This window comes from Roseomonas sp. 18066, assembly GCF_902706185.1.
In the GTDB taxonomy this organism is placed as follows: Bacteria; Pseudomonadota; Alphaproteobacteria; order Acetobacterales; family Acetobacteraceae; genus Pseudoroseomonas.
In genome coordinates this window covers 1-20,138 of the sequence record NZ_CACSJM010000122.1, presented here as the reverse complement: position 1 = coordinate 20,138, position 20,138 = coordinate 1, and the positions used below count along the sequence as shown (strand labels likewise).

At 71.2% G+C, this 20,138-nt stretch carries 17 protein-coding genes; 7 read left to right on the top strand and 10 right to left on the bottom strand.

Annotated elements, in window-relative coordinates; genetic code table 11:
* Positions 1-300: 300 nt before the first annotated feature.
* The 5 genes from GVN67_RS21600 (at position 301) to GVN67_RS21580 (ending at position 4,797) form a co-directional block, all read left to right on the top strand.
* Positions 301-969, top strand: coding sequence for a peroxiredoxin-like family protein (locus tag GVN67_RS21600; protein WP_200845339.1), 669 nt, complete (start codon positions 301-303; stop codon positions 967-969).
* A 28-nt stretch (positions 970-997) separates the two neighbouring features.
* Entirely contained in the window at positions 998-1,993 is a 996-nt protein-coding gene (locus tag GVN67_RS21595; protein ID WP_159999398.1) for a tripartite tricarboxylate transporter substrate binding protein, read from the top strand.
* A 134-nt stretch (positions 1,994-2,127) separates the two neighbouring features.
* On the top strand, positions 2,128-3,408 hold the full coding sequence (locus GVN67_RS21590; RefSeq protein WP_159999397.1) for a D-amino acid dehydrogenase: 1,281 nt from the start codon (positions 2,128-2,130) through the stop codon (positions 3,406-3,408).
* Positions 3,405-4,313: a LysR family transcriptional regulator gene (locus GVN67_RS21585; RefSeq protein WP_159999396.1), complete on the top strand. Its 909-nt coding sequence runs from the start codon at positions 3,405-3,407 to the stop codon at positions 4,311-4,313. The genes GVN67_RS21590 and GVN67_RS21585 overlap by 4 nt, the downstream gene beginning before the upstream one ends.
* Before the next feature lie 94 nt (positions 4,314-4,407).
* Positions 4,408-4,797 (top strand): hypothetical protein, encoded by a 390-nt coding sequence (locus GVN67_RS21580; RefSeq protein WP_159999395.1) that lies wholly within the window; start codon positions 4,408-4,410, stop codon positions 4,795-4,797.
* 34 nt (positions 4,798-4,831) lie between these two features.
* Here the strand turns inward: GVN67_RS21580 and GVN67_RS21575 are convergent, their stop codons facing one another.
* The 5 genes from GVN67_RS21575 to GVN67_RS21555 are packed head-to-tail and all read right to left on the bottom strand — an operon-like array spanning position 4,832 to position 9,899.
* Positions 4,832-5,812, bottom strand: a complete 981-nt coding sequence (locus GVN67_RS21575; protein WP_159999394.1) for a tripartite tricarboxylate transporter substrate binding protein — start codon at positions 5,810-5,812, stop codon at positions 4,832-4,834.
* 29 nt (positions 5,813-5,841) lie between these two features.
* Positions 5,842-7,068 (bottom strand): CaiB/BaiF CoA-transferase family protein, encoded by a 1,227-nt coding sequence (locus GVN67_RS21570; RefSeq protein ID WP_159999393.1) that lies wholly within the window; start codon positions 7,066-7,068, stop codon positions 5,842-5,844.
* 10 nt (positions 7,069-7,078) lie between these two features.
* Positions 7,079-8,068: a tripartite tricarboxylate transporter substrate binding protein gene (locus tag GVN67_RS21565; protein WP_159999392.1), complete on the bottom strand. Its 990-nt coding sequence runs from the start codon at positions 8,066-8,068 to the stop codon at positions 7,079-7,081.
* A 46-nt stretch (positions 8,069-8,114) separates the two neighbouring features.
* Positions 8,115-9,011 (bottom strand): CoA ester lyase, encoded by an 897-nt coding sequence (locus GVN67_RS21560; RefSeq protein ID WP_200845338.1) that lies wholly within the window; start codon positions 9,009-9,011, stop codon positions 8,115-8,117.
* Between the two features lie 9 nt (positions 9,012-9,020).
* Positions 9,021-9,899, bottom strand: coding sequence for an amidohydrolase (locus tag GVN67_RS21555; RefSeq protein WP_235035412.1), 879 nt, complete (start codon positions 9,897-9,899; stop codon positions 9,021-9,023).
* A gap of 144 nt (positions 9,900-10,043) precedes the next feature.
* Between GVN67_RS21555 and GVN67_RS21550 the strand changes: the two genes are divergently transcribed.
* A complete protein-coding gene (locus GVN67_RS21550; protein WP_159999391.1) occupies positions 10,044-10,943 on the top strand; it encodes a LysR family transcriptional regulator in 900 nt (299 codons plus the stop codon).
* Between the two features lie 216 nt (positions 10,944-11,159).
* Here the strand turns inward: GVN67_RS21550 and GVN67_RS21545 are convergent, their stop codons facing one another.
* The 4 genes from GVN67_RS21545 to GVN67_RS21530 are packed head-to-tail and all read right to left on the bottom strand — an operon-like array spanning position 11,160 to position 17,587.
* Positions 11,160-12,164 (bottom strand): tripartite tricarboxylate transporter substrate binding protein, encoded by a 1,005-nt coding sequence (locus GVN67_RS21545; protein WP_159999390.1) that lies wholly within the window; start codon positions 12,162-12,164, stop codon positions 11,160-11,162.
* Positions 12,165-12,219: 55 nt separating this feature from the next.
* Positions 12,220-13,548: an FAD-binding oxidoreductase gene (locus GVN67_RS21540; protein ID WP_200845337.1), complete on the bottom strand. Its 1,329-nt coding sequence runs from the start codon at positions 13,546-13,548 to the stop codon at positions 12,220-12,222.
* Between the two features lie 2 nt (positions 13,549-13,550).
* Positions 13,551-15,536: a hydantoinase B/oxoprolinase family protein gene (locus tag GVN67_RS21535; RefSeq protein ID WP_159999388.1), complete on the bottom strand. Its 1,986-nt coding sequence runs from the start codon at positions 15,534-15,536 to the stop codon at positions 13,551-13,553.
* Positions 15,537-15,541: 5 nt separating this feature from the next.
* On the bottom strand, positions 15,542-17,587 hold the full coding sequence (locus GVN67_RS21530) for a hydantoinase/oxoprolinase family protein (RefSeq protein WP_159999387.1): 2,046 nt from the start codon (positions 17,585-17,587) through the stop codon (positions 15,542-15,544).
* A 120-nt stretch (positions 17,588-17,707) separates the two neighbouring features.
* Here GVN67_RS21530 and GVN67_RS21525 point away from each other — a divergent pair, with 120 nt between their 5' ends.
* Positions 17,708-18,640, top strand: a complete 933-nt coding sequence (locus GVN67_RS21525) for a LysR substrate-binding domain-containing protein (RefSeq protein WP_159999386.1) — start codon at positions 17,708-17,710, stop codon at positions 18,638-18,640.
* On the opposite strand, the gene GVN67_RS21520 is transcribed toward GVN67_RS21525, so the two are convergent.
* Complete coding sequence (locus tag GVN67_RS21520; RefSeq protein WP_235035411.1) at positions 18,628-20,073, bottom strand: DcaP family trimeric outer membrane transporter; 1,446 nt, start codon at positions 20,071-20,073, stop codon at positions 18,628-18,630. The two genes, GVN67_RS21525 and GVN67_RS21520, sit on opposite strands and share 13 nt — an antisense overlap.
* Between the last annotated feature and the right edge of the window lie 65 nt (positions 20,074-20,138).

Below are 20,138 nucleotides of genomic sequence, written 5' to 3'. Positions count from 1 at the left end.
GGAGAGGGCGGGCTGCATGGGCGGCATCCTAGCCGGCCGCGGCGCCGCGCGGCGATGATCTGTCAGGTCATCGAACGGGATGACCGGCGGCGTATTGGACTTTCCTGTTTCGTTGAATGGTCAGCCGTGGTGGCGGCTTCGAAGTGGCCGATCCCCCCAAGGTAACAGGCCGATTCCCCGCCCCATGCTGCGGCGCATATAGCCGTACAAGAACGTGCAACTGGAAAAACACGAATCATGTTGACGGTATAGCGCGGGAAAAAATAGGCTCCCCCCTCGATCCGTGAGGGAGCCCCGCCGATGGTCGTCATGCCGCCCGAAAGCCTGCGCCACCTCCTGGCCTCGCTGCACGCCGCCCGCGAGCGGAGCTGGTCGGCCGAGGACCTGCGCGTCAACATCGACCAGCGCGCCCTGCTGCTGCGCGAAGCCGCCACCCGCCGCTTCCCGCGCCGCGGCGACCGCCTGCCGCCCGCCCGCCTGGTCGATATCGACCGCGGCGCCTTCGACCTCGCCGGCCGCGCGGTGCTGATCTTCTTCCGCTACGCCGGCTGCCCCGCCTGCAATGTCGCGCTGCCCTACTACCAGCGGCAGCTCGCCCCCGCCTTGGCCCAGCTCGGCGTGCCGCTGATCGCCATCAGCCCGCAGGTCCCGGCCCGGCTGCGCGAGATCCGCAGCCGCCACGTGCTGGACTTCACCATCGCCAGCGACCCTGACAACGGCTTCGCCCGCCATCTCGGCATCGACTACAGCTACGACGCCGCCTCCCGCCAATCCGCCTGGCGCAAGGGCCGCCCGATCGGCGAGATCACCGGCCTCGGCCGCTGGGAGCTGCCGATGCCCGCCGCCCTCGTCATCGACGCCGACCGCACCGTCCGCTTCGCCGAGGTCAGCCCCGACTGGCTGGTCCGCACCGAGGCGACGCCGCTGATCGCCGCGGCCAACGCCGCTCGGCTCGCCGCCGCCGCCTGATATTCTCTCGCATTTGACTGGACGCACCATGAACGACGCTTCGCGCCGCGATGCGCTGCGCCTGCTCGGCGCCGCGGCCCTGGCCCCCGCGCTGCTGCCCCGCCCCGCCGCCGCGCAGGAGGCCTGGCCCAGCCGGCCGCTGCGCATCGTCGTGCCCTGGCCCTCCGGCGGGCCCACCGACACCTATGCCCGCGCCATCGCCCGTGACCTGTCGCCGAAGCTCGGCCAGCCGGTGGTCATCGACAACCGCGCCGGCGCCACCGGCACCGTCGGCGTCACCCATGTCGCCCGCAGCCTGGCCGACGGCCACACCCTGCTGGTCGCCAACACCACCGCCGTCATCGGCAGCGTCGTCTCGCTGGGCGAGGCGGTGCAGTTCGACCCGCTGCGCGACTTCACCCCGATCGGGCTGGTGGTGGAGAGCGCCTCCATCCTCTGGGCCAACGCATCCCTGCCGGTGGCCGACCTGCCCTCCCTGCTGGCCCGTGCCCGCGACAGCGCCCAGCCCCGCCTGGCCTTCGGCACCACCGGCAGCGGCTCGGTCTCCGAGCAGTCGGTCGAGCAGCTCGCCCGCCACTTCAAGCTGGACCTGCTGAAAGTGCCCTATCGCGGCACCGCGCCGCAGCTGATCGACCTGGTCGCCGGCCATGTCCAGATCGGCGCCGTCGACTACGCCACCGCCGGGGCGCATCACCGCGAAGGCCGGCTGAAGCCGCTGCTGGTCGTCGGCCGCACCCGCCTGGCGGAGCTGCCCGACACCCCCACCACCGCGGAGCTCGGCCTCACCGAGCCGGACTTCACCGTCTGGAACGGCATGTTCGCGCCGACGGCCACGCCATCCGCCATCGTCGAACGGCTGCGCGCGACGCTGCAGGAAATCGTCGAAGGCGACAACTTCCGGGCGGTCGCCAACGGGGCGGGGAACCGGTCGATCTTCGAGACCGGGGACGCGGCGTCGCAGCGGCTCGCCAGGGAGCTCGCCGCGCGGAAAGCCTTCATTCGGGAGGCGGAGGCGGCCAGTTAAGCAAGAATCCGGGGGCATTGAATGCCCCCTGACCCCCACATTCATATAGCCTCGGGCTATGATGGCCCACCAATCGCTATTTGAAATGGCATGGCGGGCTGGGCAGACTGGTGGTCCCCCCGGGAGCTTGGGCCATGCATCTCTGCGTCATCGGCGGCGGCGTCATCGGCGTCACCACGGCCTGGTCCCTCGCCCGGCGCGGCTGCCAGGTCACCCTGCTGGAAGCCGGGCCCGAGATCGCCCGCGGCGCCAGCCACGCCAACGGCGCCCAGCTCTCCTACAGCTACGTGGCGCCGCTCGCCTCGCCCGACACGCTGAAGCACCTGCCCGCCATGCTGCTGCAAGGCGAAGGCGCCCTGCGCTTCCGCCCCGAGCTCAGCCCGGCCCAATGGCGCTGGTGCCTCGGCTTCCTGCGCGCCTGCACCACCGGCCGCGCCGCCAGCACCACCGCGGCCCTGCTCGCCCTCGGCGCCTATAGCCGCGCGCAGCTGCACGGCATCCTGGCCGAGGCCCCCATCGACTTCGACCACAGCTTCTCCGGCAAGCTGGTGCTCTATCGCGACCCCGCGGCCTTCGCCGTCGCCCGCGCCCAGATGCAGCTGCAGGCCAGCCTGGGCAGCGAGCAATCGGCCCTCGACCGCGACGCCTGCATCGCCCTCGAGCCGGCCCTGGCCGATTTCGGCGGCCCGCTGACCGGCGCCATCCACACCCCCTCGGAAGAGACCGGCGACTGCCGCCGCTTCACCGAAGGCCTCGCCGCCCTGGCCGCCGAACGCCACGGCGCCCGCATCCTGACCGGCCAGCCCGCCCGCCGCCTGATCCGCGAAGGCGGCCGCATCCGCGCGGTGGAAACCGCGGGCGGGGTGGTGGAGGCCGATGGCTTCGTCCTCGCCGCCGGCGTGGCCAGCGGCGCGCTGCTGGCCCCCCTCGGCGTGGCGCTGCCGGTCTATCCGCTGCGCGGCTACAGCCTGACCGCGCCGATCTCGGCCAAGGGTCCGCGGATGAGCATCACCGACCTGCACCACAAGATCGTCTTCGCCCCGCTCGGCGACCGGCTGCGCGTCGCCGGCATGGTCGATCTCGGTCGCGCGGTCGACGCGACGGAAAGCGCGCGGCTCGCGCTGCTGCAGCGCCAGGCGCGCGCTGGCTTGCCGCGGGCCGCCGATTATGACCGGGCCGAGACCTGGCGCGGCGCGCGGCCGGCCTCGCCCGACAGCAAGCCTTTCCTGGGGGCGACGCCTTTTGCCAATCTGTGGCTCAACACCGGCCATGGCGCGCTGGGCTTCACCTTCGCCGCCGGCAGCGCGGGGCTGGTCACCGACCTGGTCACCGGCGCGGCGCCGGCCCTGCCGCTGGGCCCCTTCAGCCTCGACCGCCGCTGGCAGATGGCGGCGCCGCTCGCGCAGGCGGCGTGACGACCAGGGCGCGCCCGCGCATCCCGATGCGGCTGCGCCATATCGAGCTGTTCCATGCGGTGATGCAGGCGGGATCGCTGTCCGGGGCGGCGGCGGCGCTGGGCATCGCCCAGCCTTCCGCGAGCAAGATGCTGGCGGCGGCCGAAGCCGACCTTGGAATCGTCCTTTTCGCCCGCCGCCAGGGATCGCTGCGCCCCACGCCTGAGGCCCTGGCGCTGTTCGAACAGACAAAAAAATTCCAGCAGAGCCTGGACCAGGTGCGCCGCGTCGCCGGCAACCTGGCCGAGCATCCCGGCGGGCGGCTGCGCATCGGCTGCATCCCGAGCCTCGGCCTGAACCTGATCCCCCGGGCGGTCGCCGCCTTCCAGCCGCGCTTCCCCGAGGTGATGCTGGAAATCCGCACCCACCATGCGGAGGAGCTCTGCGCCCAGCTGCTGCGCCGCGACCTGGACATCGCCATCGCCTTCGACCCGGTGCTGCCGCCCGGCATCCAGGCCCGGCCGCTGGGCCGTGCCGGCGTCGTCTACCTGCCGCCCGCTGGCGCGCCGCCGCCCACCGGCCCGACGCGATTGGAAGACCTGCCGGAGCGCGGCTGGATCGGCATCGGCCGCGAGGATCCGCTCGGCCGCATCCTGGCCGCGGCCCTGGAAGAAAACGGCCTGGCCGACCGCGCCCCGGCGATGGAGGTGCGCACCTACTACCTGGCCCAGGCCCTGGTCGATTGCGGGCTGGGCCATGCCATCGTCGACGAGTTCACCGCCGCCGCCCGCCCCGGCGCCGTGCTGCACCGGCTGGCGCCGCCGCTCTCCATCGGCGTCTTCGCCCTCGGCACCCCGGACGGCCTGGCCATGCCGGCCTTCTCCCGCTTTGCCGAAGCGGTCGCGGCGCTGCTGCCGGCGCCATAGCGGATCTCTATCGCCGGCATAGAGGGGCTCACCTGGACGAGAGGACCGGTCCGGGTAAAAATCACGCAACGCAACGATCCTGGAAGATCACGCCATGCGCACCCTCGCCGCCGCCCTCCTGCTGGCCGTCGCCCCCACCGTCCTGGCCGTGGCCCCGGCCCTGGCCCAGTCGCAGACATGGGCCGGGTCCGCCCTGACCTTCACCGCCCCGGCCAATTGCCGCGTCGCCGCCGAGCGCGCCTTCCTGCAGGGCTCGGGCTGGAACGCCACCATCCGCGTGCTGCTGCGCAACCGCAGCCCCCAGACGCTGACCGTGCGCGGCGATTCCGAGCTGCAGGGCAACGGCCAGCGCAAGAGCGCGCCGTTCGGCCCGCGGATCATCGCCGGCAATGAAGCCGCCGAGGTCACCCTGATGAACCCCTATGGCGGCTCCCTCGAGGGCAGCCGCCTGATGGTCCGGGTGCTGAACTGCCCGGCTGGCTGAACAGACAGCCAGGCGCCAGGATGGGGCGCCGGGATCATCCCACGGTGATCCCGGCCTCCTTGATCAGCTTGCCCCATTTCTCGATCTCGCCGCGCAGGAAGGCAGCGAAGGCATCGGGCGACATCGGGCTGGCGCGCACGCCGATGCCGGACAGGCGCTCGACCAGGTCGGGCTCGGCCAGCGTCTGGCCCAAAGCCGTGTTCAGCGCGGCGACGATGGCGGGCGGCAGGCCGGCGGCGGCATAGAGCCCGTGCCATTCCAGGCTGCGATAGCCCGGCAGCGTCTCGGCGACCGAGGGCACGCCGGGCAACCGCGCGACTGGGGTGTCGTCGGTATGGGCGATCACCCGCAGCCGGTCCTGTCCATGGATCGGAAGCGCCGAGGTCGCCGTCGACAGGATCATGCTGATCCGCCCGGCGCGCAGGTCGTTCTGCGCCGCCGGCGCGTCGCGATAGGGCACATGGGTGATCTCGACGCCGGCGGTGCGGTTGAACAGCTCCAGCGCCAGGTGCTGCGAGGAGCCGGTGCCGGTGCTGGCGCAGGTCAGCTCGCCCGGGGTCTTCTTGGCGAGCGCGATCAGCTCGGCCACCGTGCTGGCCGGGCAGGCCGGGCCGAGCAGCAGCGTGTTGGGCACCGTCACGATGGCGCCGATCGGCGAGAAGTCGCGCAGCGGGTCATAGGGCAGGCGTGGCAGCAGCGCCGGGTTGATGGCGAAGCCGCTGGCGTCATGCAGCAGCGTGTAGCCATCGGGCTTCGACTGCGCGACCGCCGCCGCGGCGATGCTGCCGCCGGCGCCGGCGCGGTTCTCGATGACGAAGGGCTGGCCCAGCTTCTTCTCGACGCGCTGGAAGACCAGCCGCGCCACGGTGTCCACCGCGCCGCCGGCGCCGTAGCTGACCACGACGCGCACCGGCCGCGCCGGCCAGTTCTCTTGCGCCCGCGCGGCGGCCGGCAGCAGGGCGAGCCCGGCGCCGGCGAGCAGCCCGCGGCGGCCGAAGGGCGTGTTGACGTTCATTCTCTTGGGTTCCGTTTGTCGCAGAGGGATCAGCCGCGGATCACACCCGCGGCGGCCAGTCGGGAGAATTCCGCCTCGCCCAGGGCAGGGCGCAGGATTTCGTCATTATGCTCGCCGAGCTTCGGCGCCCGCCGCGCCAGCACGCCGGGCGTCGCCGACAGCCGCGGCACCATGCCATGCATCGGCACATAGCCGCCGGGCATGTCCTCGTCCGGCACCTCGATCAGCGCCTCGCGCTCGGCGACGTAGTCGTCCTGCAGCAGGTCGGCGGCATCCATGATCGGGCCGATGGTGACGCCGGCCTGGTCGAAATGCGCCAGCACCTCGGCCTTGTCGCGGGCGCCGATATAGTCGCCGATGATGGCGTCCAGCTCCTGCCAGTTCGCCAGCCGGTCCGGATTGGTGCGGAAGCGCGGATCGGTGATGAGCTCTTCGCGGCAGATCGAGCGCAGCAGCTTCTCCGTCATGCCCTGGGTCGAGGAGGACAGGCAGACCCAGCCGCCGTCGCGGCAGCGATAGGCGTTGCGCGGCGCGGTGTTGGTGCTGCGGCTGCCCGTGCGCACCTTGGTCTTGCCCGTCAGCCGGAAATTCGCTGTCTGCGGGTCCATCACCGCCAGCATCGGGTCGATCAGCGACAGATCCAGCACCTGGCCCTGGCCGGTCAGCTCGGCATGGCGCAGCGCGATGGTGGCGCTGGCCGCGCCATAGATGCCGGCATAGCAGTCGCCCATGAACATCGGCGGCAGCACCGGCTCGCGATCGGCGAAGCCATTGACGGCGGCGAAGCCGGAATAGCCCTCGACCAGCGTGCCGAAGCCCGGCTTGTGGCGGAACGGCCCGTCCTGGCCCCAGCCGCTGATGCGCACGATGACGAGCTTCGGGTTGATCGCATGCAGCACGTCAGGGCCGAGGCCCATCGCCTCCAGCACGCCGGGGCGGAAGCTTTCCAGCAGGATCCCGGCCTCGCGCGCCAGCTGGCGGACGATCGCCTGCGCTTCCGGATTGCGCAGCTCCAGGCAGATGCTCTTCTTGTTGCGGCACCAGCTTTTCCAGGAGGTCTCGACGCCCTTGACCTTCCAGGCACGCAGCGTGTCGCCCTCCGGCGGTTCGACCTTGATCACCTCGGCGCCATGGTCGCCCAGCACCATGCTGAGCGTGTTGCCGGCGACGAGGCGGGCCAGGTCGAGCACGCGCACGCCATGCAGCGGGCCGCGCGCCGTCGCGTCGAATTCCTTGCGATGCAGGCGGGATTCCATGCGGCTCACCTCACTCGATGCGGATATTGGCGGCGGTGGCCACCTGCTTCCAGCGGCCGATATCCTCGCGCAGGAAGCTGTCGAAGGCGGCGGCGTCGCGGGTCTGCGGCTCGGCGCCTTCGCTGCGCAGATATTGCGCGAGCCGCCCTTCGCCCAGCGCCTCGTTGGCGACCTTGTTGAGCTGCTCGATGATCGGCTTCGGCGTGCCGCGGCGCGCCATCAGCCCCCACCAGATCTCGGCGCTGTAGTCCAGGCCGCTTTCCTTCGGCGTCGGCGCCTGCGGCCCGGTCGCAGGCCGCGATTCCGAGGTCCAGCCCAGGATCTTGACGGTCTGATCCTTCACCAGGCCGGCCGCGGAAGGCACCGTGGTGAACAGCAGCTGGATCGTGCCGGCCACGAGGTCGGTCGTCGCCGGGCCCATGCCGCGATAGGGAATATGCACCAGCTGCAGCCCGCCGGCGCGCTGTGCGAAAAGCTCGGCGGAAAGCTGGTTGATGCTGCCCGGACCCGCCGAGCCGTAATCCACCTTGCCCGGATTGGCGCGGATATAGGTCACCGCCTCGGCCAGGGTATTGGCCGGGAAATCCTTCGGCGCCAGCACCAGCAGCGGCGCCGTCGCGCAGAGCGCCACGCCCTCGAAATCGCCGAGCGCGTCATAGGGCGTCTTCTGCGTGGCCGCGCTGGTCGAGAAGGTCGAGGAGGTCACCAGCAGCGTGTAGCCATCGGCCGCCGAACGCGCGACCTCGGCCGAGCCCAGCGTGCTGCCGGCGCCGGGGCGGTTCTCGACGACGAAGGGCTGGCCCAGGCGGCGCTGGAAATGCTCCGCCAGCGGGCGTGCGACGGCGTCGTTCGAGCCGCCCGGCGTGAAGGGCACGATGACGCGGACGCTGCGCTGCGGCCAGGCGGCCTGGGCGCGGCCGACCGCCGGCATGGCCAGCGCGCCGGCGGCGGCCCCCAGCAGCAGGCGGCGGGTCGGCGCCGCGAAGTTCGAGTTGGACATGTTGTTTTCCCGGACGTGGTGCTGAGCAGTTCAGGCTCTGGGCGGATCAGGCTTGCGGCGGCTGCAGCCCCATCCGCGCGGCCAGCGCCAGCAAGGCGCGGGCGCTGGCGACGAAGGGGGCATCGACCATCTGGCCGTCGACCGTGTAGGCGCCGATGCCGCGCGCCTCGGCATCCTCGGCGGCGGCGACGACGCGGGCGGCATGCGCCAGCGCCTTGGGCTGCGGCTGGAAGGCGGCGTTGACGACCGCGATCTGGCTGGGATGGATGCAGGATTTCCCGGCGAAGCCCAGGCGCTGCGCGGCGGCGGCCTCGGCGCCGCAGCGCTCGGGCGAGGCGATGGCGGCCAGCGCCCCGTCGAAGGCGGCGATGCCGGCCTCGGCGGCCGCGATGCGCACCGCCAGCCGCACCGATTGCAGCGCCGATTCCTCGTCGCGGGCGATGCCGAAGGGCTCGAACAGATCGCCATAGCCGATCTGCAGCCCGGCCAGGCGCGGATCGGCGGTCGCGATCTCGGCCGCCAGGCGCAGCGACTTCGGCGTCTCGATATTGGCCAGGATGGCGATCGGGCCGGTGCCGGCGGCGGCTTCGGCGGCGGCGATCACTGCGACGGCGGCGCGGATATCCTCGGCGCTCTGCACCATCGGCAGGTTGATGACGTCGAGCCCCGGCCCGACGATGGCGGCGATGTCGTCCGCGAAATGCGCGGTGCCCAGCGCATTGACGCGGACGATGGCGATCTTGCCGACGGCCGAGGGCGGCGCCTCGCGCAGCGTCTTCGCCACGGCCGCGCGGGCCTCGGCCTTGCGCTCCTCGGCCACGGCGTCTTCCAGGTCATAGCTCAGCGCATCGGCGGCCGAGCTCAGCGCCTTGGCGAACAGTTCCGGCCGGCTGCCGGGGACGAAAAGCTTGCTGCGCATGGCGGCGAGGGAGGTGACAGTCATGGGCATTCCTCAGGCGAATCCGTAGAGTTGCGCCGGATTGTCGCGCAGGATGCGGGCGGCGCGCTCCGTGCCGCCGGCCCAGTCGCCGAGCAGGTCGAGCAGCTGCGCGTCATCCGGCTTGTGCGTCTTCTCGGTGACATGCGGCCAGTCGCTGCCCCAGACCATGCGGTCGGGCGCCTCGGCGACGAAGGCGCGGGCGATGCGGCTGGCATCGTCATAGGGCGCGCCGGTGGTCGTGTTCAGATAGGCGCCGGACAGTTTCACCCAGACATCGCCGCGCGCCAGCAGACGGGCGACCACGGCGAAGCCGGGATGGTTCGGACCCTCGGCCACCGGCAGCCGCGCCATGTGGTCGAAGACGATGGGGCAGGGGAGCGCTGAGAGAACGGATTCGGCCTCGACGATCTGCGGCCCGGTCATGTGGATCTGCGCGTGCCAGCCCAGCGGCGCGATCTTCGCCACGAGCGGGCGCAGCATGTCGAGCGTCACCAGCTGATCGGCAGGGTTCCACAGGCTGAAGCGCAGCCCGCGCACGCCGGCCACATGCAGCGTCCGCAGCAGCGCCGGCGTCGCCTGATCCGGCGTCAGCACGGCGATGCCACGGCCATCCGCGCCCAGCTGCGCCAGGGCATCCAGCATGCAGGCGGGGTCGGTGCCGTGATGCTTGGCCTGCACCAGCACGGCGCGCGTGACGCCCAGCCGCCGCTGCAGCGCGCGATAATCGGCCAGCGTCATCCCCGGCGAAGGACCCGCGCCAGGGAAGCGATCGTCGATGATGTGCAGATGCGCGTCGCAGGCGCCCGGCGGCACCGCCAGGCGCGGCGCCGCGCTGCCCGATGAATTCGGCACGGCGTGGCTCATGGCGCGCCGGTCCCGGCGTGCGGACATTTCCTCATCCCGCGCATTCGGCGTGGATCCTGTTTTCTGTGGCGCCGTCGCCAGCGCCGTCATCGCTATCCTGGGACCGCCATCCTGGCGCAGCCGACGCTCTTCGTATAATGCAATTATGTGATCGATTGATGCGGGACGCGCATGCATCTGCCCATGGACGACATCCAGGCCTTCGTGAAGGTGGCCGAGCTGGGCAGCTTCAGCCGCGCCGCCGAGCAGCTGGCCCTGACCCAGACCGGCCTGACCCGGCGCATCCAGCGGCTGGAAGCCTATGTCGGCCTGGCGCTGCTCGACCGCACCACGCGGCGCACCAGCCTGACCGCCGTCGGCCGCGAGTTCTTTCCTGTCGCCCAAAGGCTTGTCGCCGATCTGACCGAGGGGCTGCAGCGGCTGCGCACCACGGCGCGGCTCTCGGCCGGCGACGTCACCCTGGCCACCATGCCCTCCGTCGCCTATCAGCGGCTGCCGCACCTCCTGGTGGACTATGCGCGGCGCTTTCCGGCCAACCGCGTCATGCTGCTGGAACGGTCGGGCGCCTATGTCACCGAGGCGGTGCGCCGCGGCGAGGCCGAGTTCGGCATCCACATCGCCGGCGACCCGCTGCCCGACCTGGCGGAGGAGCTGCTGTCGACCGACCCGATGGTGCTGGTCTGCCGCCCCGACCATCCGCTGGCCGGCGCGGCGCAGGTGGAATGGGCGGCGCTGGCCGGGCATGACCTGGTGATGCTGGGCGGCGGCAGCGGCAACCGCGCGCCGGTGGAGCGGCAATTGCGCGCCGCCGGCCTGCCCGGCCGCGGCCGCTATGTGGTGGAGAGCACGCCGAGCGCCATGGCGCTGGCCGCCGCGGGCCTGGCCGCCGCCATCCTGCCCGCCATGCCCGGCGGCAGCCCGCTGCTGCCGCGTCTGGTCGAGGTGCCGCTGGTGGCGCCGGTGATCCGCCGCTCGCTCAGCTTGGTGCGGCGGCGCGGCGAAAGCCTGGCGCCGGCGGCCGAGGCGCTCTACGCGATGATCCGCGCCAGCACGGCGACAGCGCGGCCGTGATGCGACCGAAGCGCCGCGCTGCCGGAGCTTGCCTGCGTGGTGCAAGACGGATCGGGGCCGCGATGGGCGAGACGCCGGCGACGGGCGATGGCGATCCCGGTCTTCGGCGGGCGCGGCCTGCGGGTGGTGAAAGGGCCGCGCGGCGCCTGATCCGCGCGGCCTTTGCCGTGCTGGACAAGGTTTCGCGCCTTGCCAGCCTGCTGCGGAGGGTGACGCCTATTGCACCGTGGCGCCGCTGGCGCGGACGATGGGCGGCCAGAAATTACGCTCCTCCGCCATGAAGGTCGCGAACTTGCCGGGGTCGTAGTCGAGCATCGGCGGCATGCCGGATTGCTCCAGCCTTTCGCGGATCGCGGGATCGGCCAGGGCCTGGGCCATGGCGGCCGCAAGCTTGTCGACGATCGGCTTCGGCAGGCCGCCCGGGCCGAAGATGCCGAACCAGGAATAGGCCTTCAGCGCCGGCAGCCCGGCCTCGGTGTTGTTCGGCACCTCGGGGATCAGCGGCTGGCGGTCGGGCGTCGCCATGATCATGCGGATATGCCCGGCCTTGGCCTGTTCCCTGTGCAGCACGGCGATGTCGAAGGCGAATTGCACGTCGCCATTGACCAGCGCCGCCAGCGCCTCGGCGCCGCTGCGATAGGGGATATGCACCGCCTCGCAGCCCGACAGCCGCAACAGGTTCGACCCCGCCAGATGGCTGGTGGCGCCGGTGCCGTTGCTGGCGAAGCTCAGCTTGCCCGGCGCCGCCTTCATCGTCGCGATCAGCTCCTGCACCGAGGTCACGGCGAAATTCTTCGTCGTCACCGACAGCGTCAGCGGCACGAAGACCGAGGGCGAGATCGCCGTCAGGTCGCGCTCCGGATCATAGGGCAGCGTCTTGTAGAGCGAGCTGGCGATGATCACCGAGGAGACGGAGGCATGGACGAAGCTGTAGCCGTCCGGCGCCGACTTGGCGACATTGTCGGTGCCGACGACGCCGCCGGCGCCGACGCGGTTCTCGACGATGCAGCTCTGGCCGAGGATCTCCGACAGCTTCGGCGCCAGGATGCGCATGACGATGTCGGTGGCGCCGCCGGGCCCGAGCGGCACGACGAAGCGGATCGGCCGCGCCGGCCAGGCCGGCTGCGCCGCGGCGGGCAAGGGAAGGGTGGCGGCAAGCGGTGCCGCCAGAAGGCTGCGCCGGCGCAGCATGATGCTGGCCGGCGGCTTGGAGTCACGCATCGGGAAGCCTTCTTCATTCGTCTGTCACCGTCGTCAGGCGCTGTTCTTGGCCCCGTCAGGCTGCCGTCGTTGCGGCGGGGCGGCGCTCCATCCAGTCGCGCACCTGGTAGTAGGTGCCGACCGCCGGCAGGAACCAGGGCGTGCCGTGGAAGAGCGGATGGGTGGGCATCTGGCCGAGCTCGAAAGCCGCGGCGGGCGCAGCGTCGCCGAGCAGCCGGCGCGCCACGGCATGGCCGAGCCAGTTCATCATCACCACGCCGCTGCCGTTGCAGCCCAGCGCGTAATGCAGCCCGTCCTGCTGGCCGATATGCGGCAGGTAGTCGAAGGGCACGGCCACCTTGCCGCCCCAGCTATGCGTGACCTTGACGCCGCGCAGCGCGGGGAAGCGCTGCGTCATCAGCCGGTGCAGGATGGCGGCGGTGGTGGTCTCGGCGGCGGGGAAGAAGCGCGCGCGGCCGCCGAAGAGCAGACGCGTCCCGTCGGGCGACAGGCGGTAGTGGTTGACCACGCGCCGCGTCTCGGAGACCGCATGGTTGCCTGGCATCAGTGTCTGCGCGAGGCCCGGCGGCAGCGCCTCGGTCGCGATCATATGCGTCGTCACCGGGATCAGCTGGCGCTGCATCTTCGGCACCAGGCCGCCGGTATAGCCGTTGGTGGCGATGACGACATGGTTGGCGCTGAAAGTCCCACGGCTGGTGCTGACCTGCCAGCCGCCCGGCGCGCGGGCGATGGCATCGACCGCGGTGCCGCCATGCGCGCGGGCGCCGGCGCGGCGGGCGGCATCGAGCAGCCCGCCGAAAAGCTTCGCCGGATGCAGGTGGCCGGCGCGACCGATCATCACGCCGCCCGGATAGAAGTCGCTGCCGATCATGGCGCGCATTTCGTCGCGCGACACCATGCGGGCATCCGCTTCGGCATGCTGGTTGAGATCGGGCAGGCGCTTCGCCCAGCCCACCGCATGCGACGCCGTCCACAGCGCCGTCAGCCGCCCGGTCGCGTGCCAGCCGCAATCAATGCCGAGCCGTTCGATGGTGGCCAGCAGGTGACGCATGCCGCCCGCCGCGTCGCGCAGCATGGCGTTGCGCTGGTCCGCCGCGTTCTGCACGGCATTGCCACCGCCAGGGATCTTGCCGACATTGACGCCGCCGGTGACCTGGCCGCCATTGCGGCTGCTGGCGCCCCAGCCGAGCCGGCCGGCCTCCAGCACCAGCGGCGCGCGGCCCGCCTCGGCGAGCGTCAGGGCGCAGGAGATGCCGGCATAGCCGCCGCCGACGATCAGCACGTCGACGTCTTTCGGCAGCTCGGCGGGCGCGTCCTCGGGCGGCGCGAAGCCCTCCCACCACCAGGGCGTCGTGGCGAAGCCTTCAACGAAAATCTCCGGCATCGTCATTCGGCCGACACCTGGCGCCGCATATGCGGCAGGCTGTCGAGCAGCGCGACATAGGCCGCGTCCACCGCCGCGGCGCCGCCGCCTTCCGCGGTGATGGCGCGCATCAGCTTGTGCTTGACGAAGAAGCGCCAATGGATCGGCAGGCCGGCCAGGATGCGGGTCAGCGCGCCATAGGCCTCGGCGGTCCAGATGCGCTCATAGGCGTCGCGCGCTTCGCCGAAGTGGAAATGCGGCAGCGCCGCCGGGGCGCGGCGTTCGGCGCGCAGCGCCTCGGTGGCCGCGAGGTCGATGCGCTCGCCATCGAGCACGACGCCGTAATCGTCGCGCGCCGCCTCGGGCAGGACATAGCCGCAGATGACATCCTGCAGCACGCGCTCCGGCTCGCGCAGCAGCGGGTCGCCGCGGCCGCCGCCGCCGGGCGAGACGATGCGGATGACATCGCCCGGATTGGCGGTGAAGGTGTCGATGTTGTTCAGCAGCCGCGCATCGGCGCGCCCGGGGTTGAGCGACATGGTCGAGGGCTTGCCCGCCTTGCCGCCGAGGATGCCCCAGGCCTGGAAGCGGCAGCGGTCGCGGTTGCGCGCGGTGATGCGCGTGTGCGGCGTGAAGACCTCGAATTCCATCCGCGTCGCCAACCCGCCACGCCAGCGCCCGGCGCCGCCGGTGCCGGAGGCCAGGCCATAGGCGCGGAAGCGGATCGGCACCTCGGCCTCGGTGATCTCGATCGGCGTGTTCTTGAGATAGGCGGCATCCGCCCCGGAGCCGTCGGTGCCGTCGCCATGCGGCATGCCGCCGGCGCCGCCAACCACGGGGTTGACCGCGGCGATGACGGCCTCGCCGGTGCTGTCGTCATGCGTCATGACATTGACGATGGAGGAGGAGCCGGCGGGGGCGGCCGGCATGCGCTCCGGCATGGCCAGGCCGAAGGCGCCGATCAGCAGGCTGCGCAGCCGCGCGCAGGAGAGCGAGCGCATGCCGACGGCGGCGGGGAATTGCGGATTGACCATGCTGCCCTCGGGCAGGATGCAGTGGAAGGCGCGCACCAGGCCGTAGTTCAGCAGCAGGTTGGGGTTCAGCGAGTAGAGGACGTAGTAGACGCCGACCAGCATCAGCGTGTGATGCGGATTGCCGCCGGTCGGCACGTTCAGCGAGGAGGTCAGCTGCGGATCGCTGCCGGTGAAGTCCAGCACGGCGGAATCGCCCTGGATGCGCAGCGTCACCGCCAGCCGCGCCGGGAAGCCGTCGGGGCCGTCCTCGTCGGCATAATCGGCGAAGAAATATTCGCCGTCCGGGATCGAGCGAAGGATCTCGCGCGCCTGGTGCTCGGCATAGTCGAGCAGGTCGGACAGGCCCTGCTTCAGCGTGGCGGCGCCGAACTTGGCGATCATCTCGCGCACCTTGCGCTCGCCGGTGTTCATGGCGCCGACGAAGGCCTTCAGGTCGCCGATGTTGAGCTCGGGCTTGCGGACGTTGGTCATCATCACGTCCAGCAGCTCCTGGTTCAGCACCCCCTTGCGATAGAGCTTGGAGGGGCGGAACCGGATGCCCTCCTGATGCACCTCTGTGAGTGCGCGCGACAAGGAAGCGGGGACAGCGCCGCCCATGTCCGTGTTGTGGATATGGCCGGAGCAGTAGCAGATGATCTCGCCATCATGGAAAATGGGCTTCCAGATGACGAGGTCCGGCGTGTGGGTGGCGAGGAAGCCGGAATAGGGGTCGTTGGTGAAACCGATGTCGCCCGGCTCATAGTCGGGGATCATCGGGATCGCCTTGCCGAAGTCGAGCCCGGCATACCATGTGGCGCCCAGATCCGCCGGCACCGCGCAGGTACGGCCCTGGGCGTCCAGGATCTGAATAGTAAAATCCTCCGTCTCCTTGACGAAGGTCGAATGCGCCGTGCGGTACAGCGTGTAGGCCATGTTCTCGGCCGCGGCCCGGGTGTGGTTGGCCAGGATCTGCAGCGTGATCTTGTCGAGCGCCATGGCGTTCACTCCGCCGCTTCGAGAAGGATGTTGCCCATGCGGTCCACGCTGGCGGCGAAGCCGGGCGGGATGCAGGCGGTGGTGTCGTCCTGCGCCACGACGCAGGGGCCGGCGAAGCGATGCCCGGCGCGCAGGCTGGCGCGCGCATAGAGCGGCACTTCCTGCCAGGCATCGTCGAAGAAGACCCGCAGGTTTCTCTCTGCTGTGGGGGGCGCGGCATCGGCCGGCGGCAGCGGGCGCAGGAAGGGTTTCTGGGCCGCGCCGCTCATCACCAGCCGGAGATTGACGATCTGCGCCACGGAGTCGCGGTCGCAGAAAGCGTAGATGCCCTCATGCGCGCGGTGGAAGGCCTCGGCGATCAGCGCCATGTCGCCGGCGCGGACATCGGCGTCGTCCAGCGGCACCTCGATCTCGAAGGACTGGCCGCGATAGCGCATGTCGGCGAACCAGCCCGGCCGCGCCTCGCCCGCGAACTTCTGGTCGTTGCGCAGCCAGTCTTCGCCGCGGGCCAGCAGCGCCTCGGCCTCGGCGGCCAGCGTTTCGCTGGCTTCGGGCACGGCGTCCGCGAAGAGCGTGCGGATAAAATCGTTCTTCACGTCGGCGACGAGCCCGCCGAGGGCGCTGACCACGCCGGGCCGCGCGGGGATCAGCATGCGCCGCATGCCGAGCTCGCGCCCCAGGAAGCAGCCCAGCATCGGGCCGGCGCCGCCGAAGGTCAGCAGCGAAAAATCGCGCGGGTCGACGCCGTAGCGGGCGACGGTCTTGTTGACCTCGACGAACATGCCGGACAGCGCGATGCGGATGATCGCCTCCGCCGCCTGCTCCAGCCCAAGGCCGAGCGGTTCTGCCAGCGTCGCGATGGCCTGCCGCGCCAGGGCCACGTCGGGGCGGAAGGCGCCATAGGCCAGGTCGTGCTGGCCCAGGAAGCCGCAGACGGCGAAGGCGTCGGTGATGGTGGGGCGCGTGCCGCCGCGGCCGTAGCAGGCGGGGCCGGGGGTGGAGCCGGCGCTTTCGGGGCCCACCTTCAGCACGCCATAGCCGTCGACCCAGGCGATCGAGCCGCCGCCATCGCCGATCGACGACACCGCGACGCTTGGGATATACAAAGGAAGATCGCCGATCTTCTCGCCGACGCCGAATTGCGGCTGGCCGTCGACGACCAGCGCGATATCGGCGCTGGTGCCGCCGATATCGAGGGTGATGACCTGGCACTCGCCCGCCTCGCGCGCCACCCAGGCGGCGCCCATCACGCCCGATGCGGTGCCGGACAGCACCATCCCGACGCAGTTGCGGCGGCCGAGGGCGGCCGACATGACGCCGCCATTGCTCTTGGTGATCAGCGGCTCGACGGTGACACCCTGGCCGCGCAGCGTCTCGATCAGCCGGTCGAGATAGTCGCGGATCTTCGGGTGGACATAGCCGTTGATCAGCGCCGTCGTGGTCCGCTCGTATTCGCGGATCACCGGCCAGACCTCGCTGGAGCGGAAGACGAAGAGCTCGGGTGCGGCGCGGGCGACGATGGCCGCCGCCGCCTCCTCCTGCGCCGGGTTGCGATAGGCGTTGAGGAAGGCGATGACGATGCCCTCGACGCCCTTTGCCCGCGCTTTTTCCACCGCCGCCAGCACCGAGGCTTCGTCGAGCGGGGCTTCGATCTCGCCATTCGCCAGCACGCGGCCGCCCACGCCGAAGATGCGGTCGCGCGGCACCAGCGGGGCGCCGCGGCGGGAGAACAGGCTGTAGGCCTCGGGCATGCGCAGCCGGGCCAGCTCGATGACATCCTCGAACTCGGCGGTGGTCAGCAGCGCCAGCTTGGCGCCCTTGCGCTGGATCACCGTGTTGATGCCGACGGTGGTGCCATGGACGAAGCTGGTGATGCTCTCCGGCGCCACGCCGTAGCGCTCCTGCAGGAGAGAAAGCCCCTTCAGCAGCTCGGCGCCCGGGCGGTCGGGGGTGGTGAGCACCTTCAGGCTGTGCATCTCCTCCCGCTCGTCATCCCAGAGGCAGAAATCCATGAAGGTGCCGCCGATATCCACACCCACCCGGTGACCCATAGGCCTCGATCCCTCGTCTGTCGCCGGATCGGAATTATGGGCAGCGCGGCGCCGCGGTCGACAAAAATCTTTCGGGAAGGGTATAATCAATGCTTATGGGTTGGCGGGGGCAGGCAGGCGATGAATGCCCGGCAGATCGAGATTTTTCACGCGGTGATGCGCAGCGGCACCATCACCGGCGCCGCCGCCTTCCTCGGCATTTCCCAGCCGGCGGTGAGCCAGGCGATCCAGGCCGCCGAACGAAGGATCGGATTTCCGCTGTTCCGGCCGGTGCGCGGGCGGCTCTATCCGACGCCGGAGGCCGAGCGGCTGCTGCCCGATGCCGACCGCATCATCGGCGAGATGTCCTCCTTCCGCCGCCTGGCCGGCGAGGTGCGCACCGGCGGCGCCGGGCTGGTGCGGGTCGCGGCCTCCTCGGCCTGCGCGGCGATGCTGCTGCCGCGCGCGGCGCAGCGGTTTCGCGGCACGCATCCCAATGTCCGGCTGTCGACGCATCTGCTGCCGGCGCGGGAGGTGGCCTCGGCGGTGGTGGCCGGCGAGGTGGATTTCGGCCTGGCCATGTCGCCGGTGCAGTCGCCAGGGCTGGCGGCGCGGGCGCTGGGCAATGTCGAGATGATCTTCATGGCGCCCGAGGGCCATGCGCTGCTGCAGAAGCCCTTCGTGACGCCCGCGGATCTGGCGGGCGAGCCGCTGATCTCCTTCGGCCCCGAGACCTTCTTCGGCCAGCTGCTCGACCGCGCTTTTGACGCCGCCGGCTGCCGGCGGGAGACGGTGCTGCAGGTGACCATGACCCTGGTCGCCGCCACCTGCGTGCAGCAGGGCATCGGCGTCGCCGTGGTGGATGGGCTGGGGGCGGCGATCGGGCTGACCGGCATCGGCTGGCGGCCGTTTCGCCCGGCCATCCCGCTGCCGGTGATGCTGATGAGCGAGGCGACGCATCCGCTGTCGCGCCATGCCGCGGCGCTGGCCACGGCGGTGGAGGAGGTGCTGGCCGAGGTGGGCGGCGCGGCCCCGTCGCCGCGCCGCCGGCAGGCTTCCGATCAGAAGCGGTAGGTCGCCGTGGTCAGCAGCCGTTGGCCGACGCCGCGCTGCGCGCCTTCGGTGGAACGCGCCAGCAGGCCGCGCTCGGCATAGTCGTATTCGATGCCGACATCGAGGTCGGGGATCGGCGACCAGACCAGGTTGGCGACGAACTGGCTGGTGGTGCGATTCTGCAGGTTCTGGGTGGAGGCGGAGAAATCCCGCGCGTATGAAGAAAAGCTGTTGCGGGCCAGGGCGCCGGCGACCGTGCTGCGCACCGTGTCGGTCCACCATTGCTGGTAGCCGAGCACGATGGTCGAGGTCTTCACCAGGTCGAGCGAGGCATTCCGCGCCGTGACGCCGGCCAGCCCGGCATTGGTGGTGGCGCCGGAGCCGATCACTTCCAGGTAGCGGCCGATGCCCTCGCCATAGGCGACGCGGCCGAAGGCGCGGCTCTTGCCGAAGGTGGCCACCGAGCCGCCAAGGGCCAGGCCATAGCCCCATTCCTCGCCGTCGAAGCGCTGCGCGGCATCGACCGGCGCCTTGTTGGTATAGTCGATGCGGCGCAGCAGCCCCTGCAGCGCCACATTGCCCCAGGACCCCGTGCTCATCAGCCGCAGCACCAGGTCGGGCATGCGGTTGATGGCGACCGCCGGCGCGCTGCCGTCGGAATCCGGCACGCGCGACCCGGCATCGCTGGTGAAGTCGCTGACCGGGTTCTCCAGCGCCACCGCCAGGCTGACCCCGTCGCCGAGGCCTGCGGTGTAGCGCAGCTGCGCCTGGCGGAAGCCGGTCATGCCGAGATAGGTGTAGGAATCGAGCAGCTCGGCATTGGTGGTGTCGCCGAACAGCGTCGTGGTCTGGCCCAGGGTGAAGCCGGCGAATTCGACATAGGCATGGCGCAGGCGCGGGATCCAATTGCCCTGGCTGCTGGTGCTGGCGGTGCTCTGCGCGCCGGCGAAGTCCATCTCCAGCACGCTGCGCGCCACGCCATGCGCCGTGTCGGTGCGGGTCTCGACGCCGATGCGCGAGCGCCGCGCGCCGAACTGGAAGTCGCCGCCCTGGCGCTCCGCCGCACCCCGGGTCAGGGGCACGCTGTTCGCCGATTGCACGTCGCTGCGGTTGCGGCCGCCAAAATCATAGGACCCGGTCAGCCGGGCGAAGCCATAGAGCCGCACCGAGGTCTCGGTGCCCGGGATCTTCACCGAGCGCGGAAAGCTGCCGGCCAGGCTCGGCTGCGCGGCGAGGCGCGAGCGGATCTGCTCCTGCTCGGCCTGGGCGCGGGCGGCCTCGGCGGCGCTGCGGGCCTGCGCGGCTTCCAGCGCCTGCAGCCGGTTCTGCAGCGTGGTGAGCTCGCCGCGCAGCGTGGCAGCACTTTGCGCCGCGGCGGGGGCGGCGATCGCCAGGGCGCCGAGCAGCGCGGCGCCGCCGAGCCAGGAGGAGCGGGAAGGAGAAGGGCTGGGCACTGGGGCGATGTCTCCGCGGACAGGAAAGAGGCGCTGCGCAGGGCGGCCGGCGCGGGGCGGCGGGC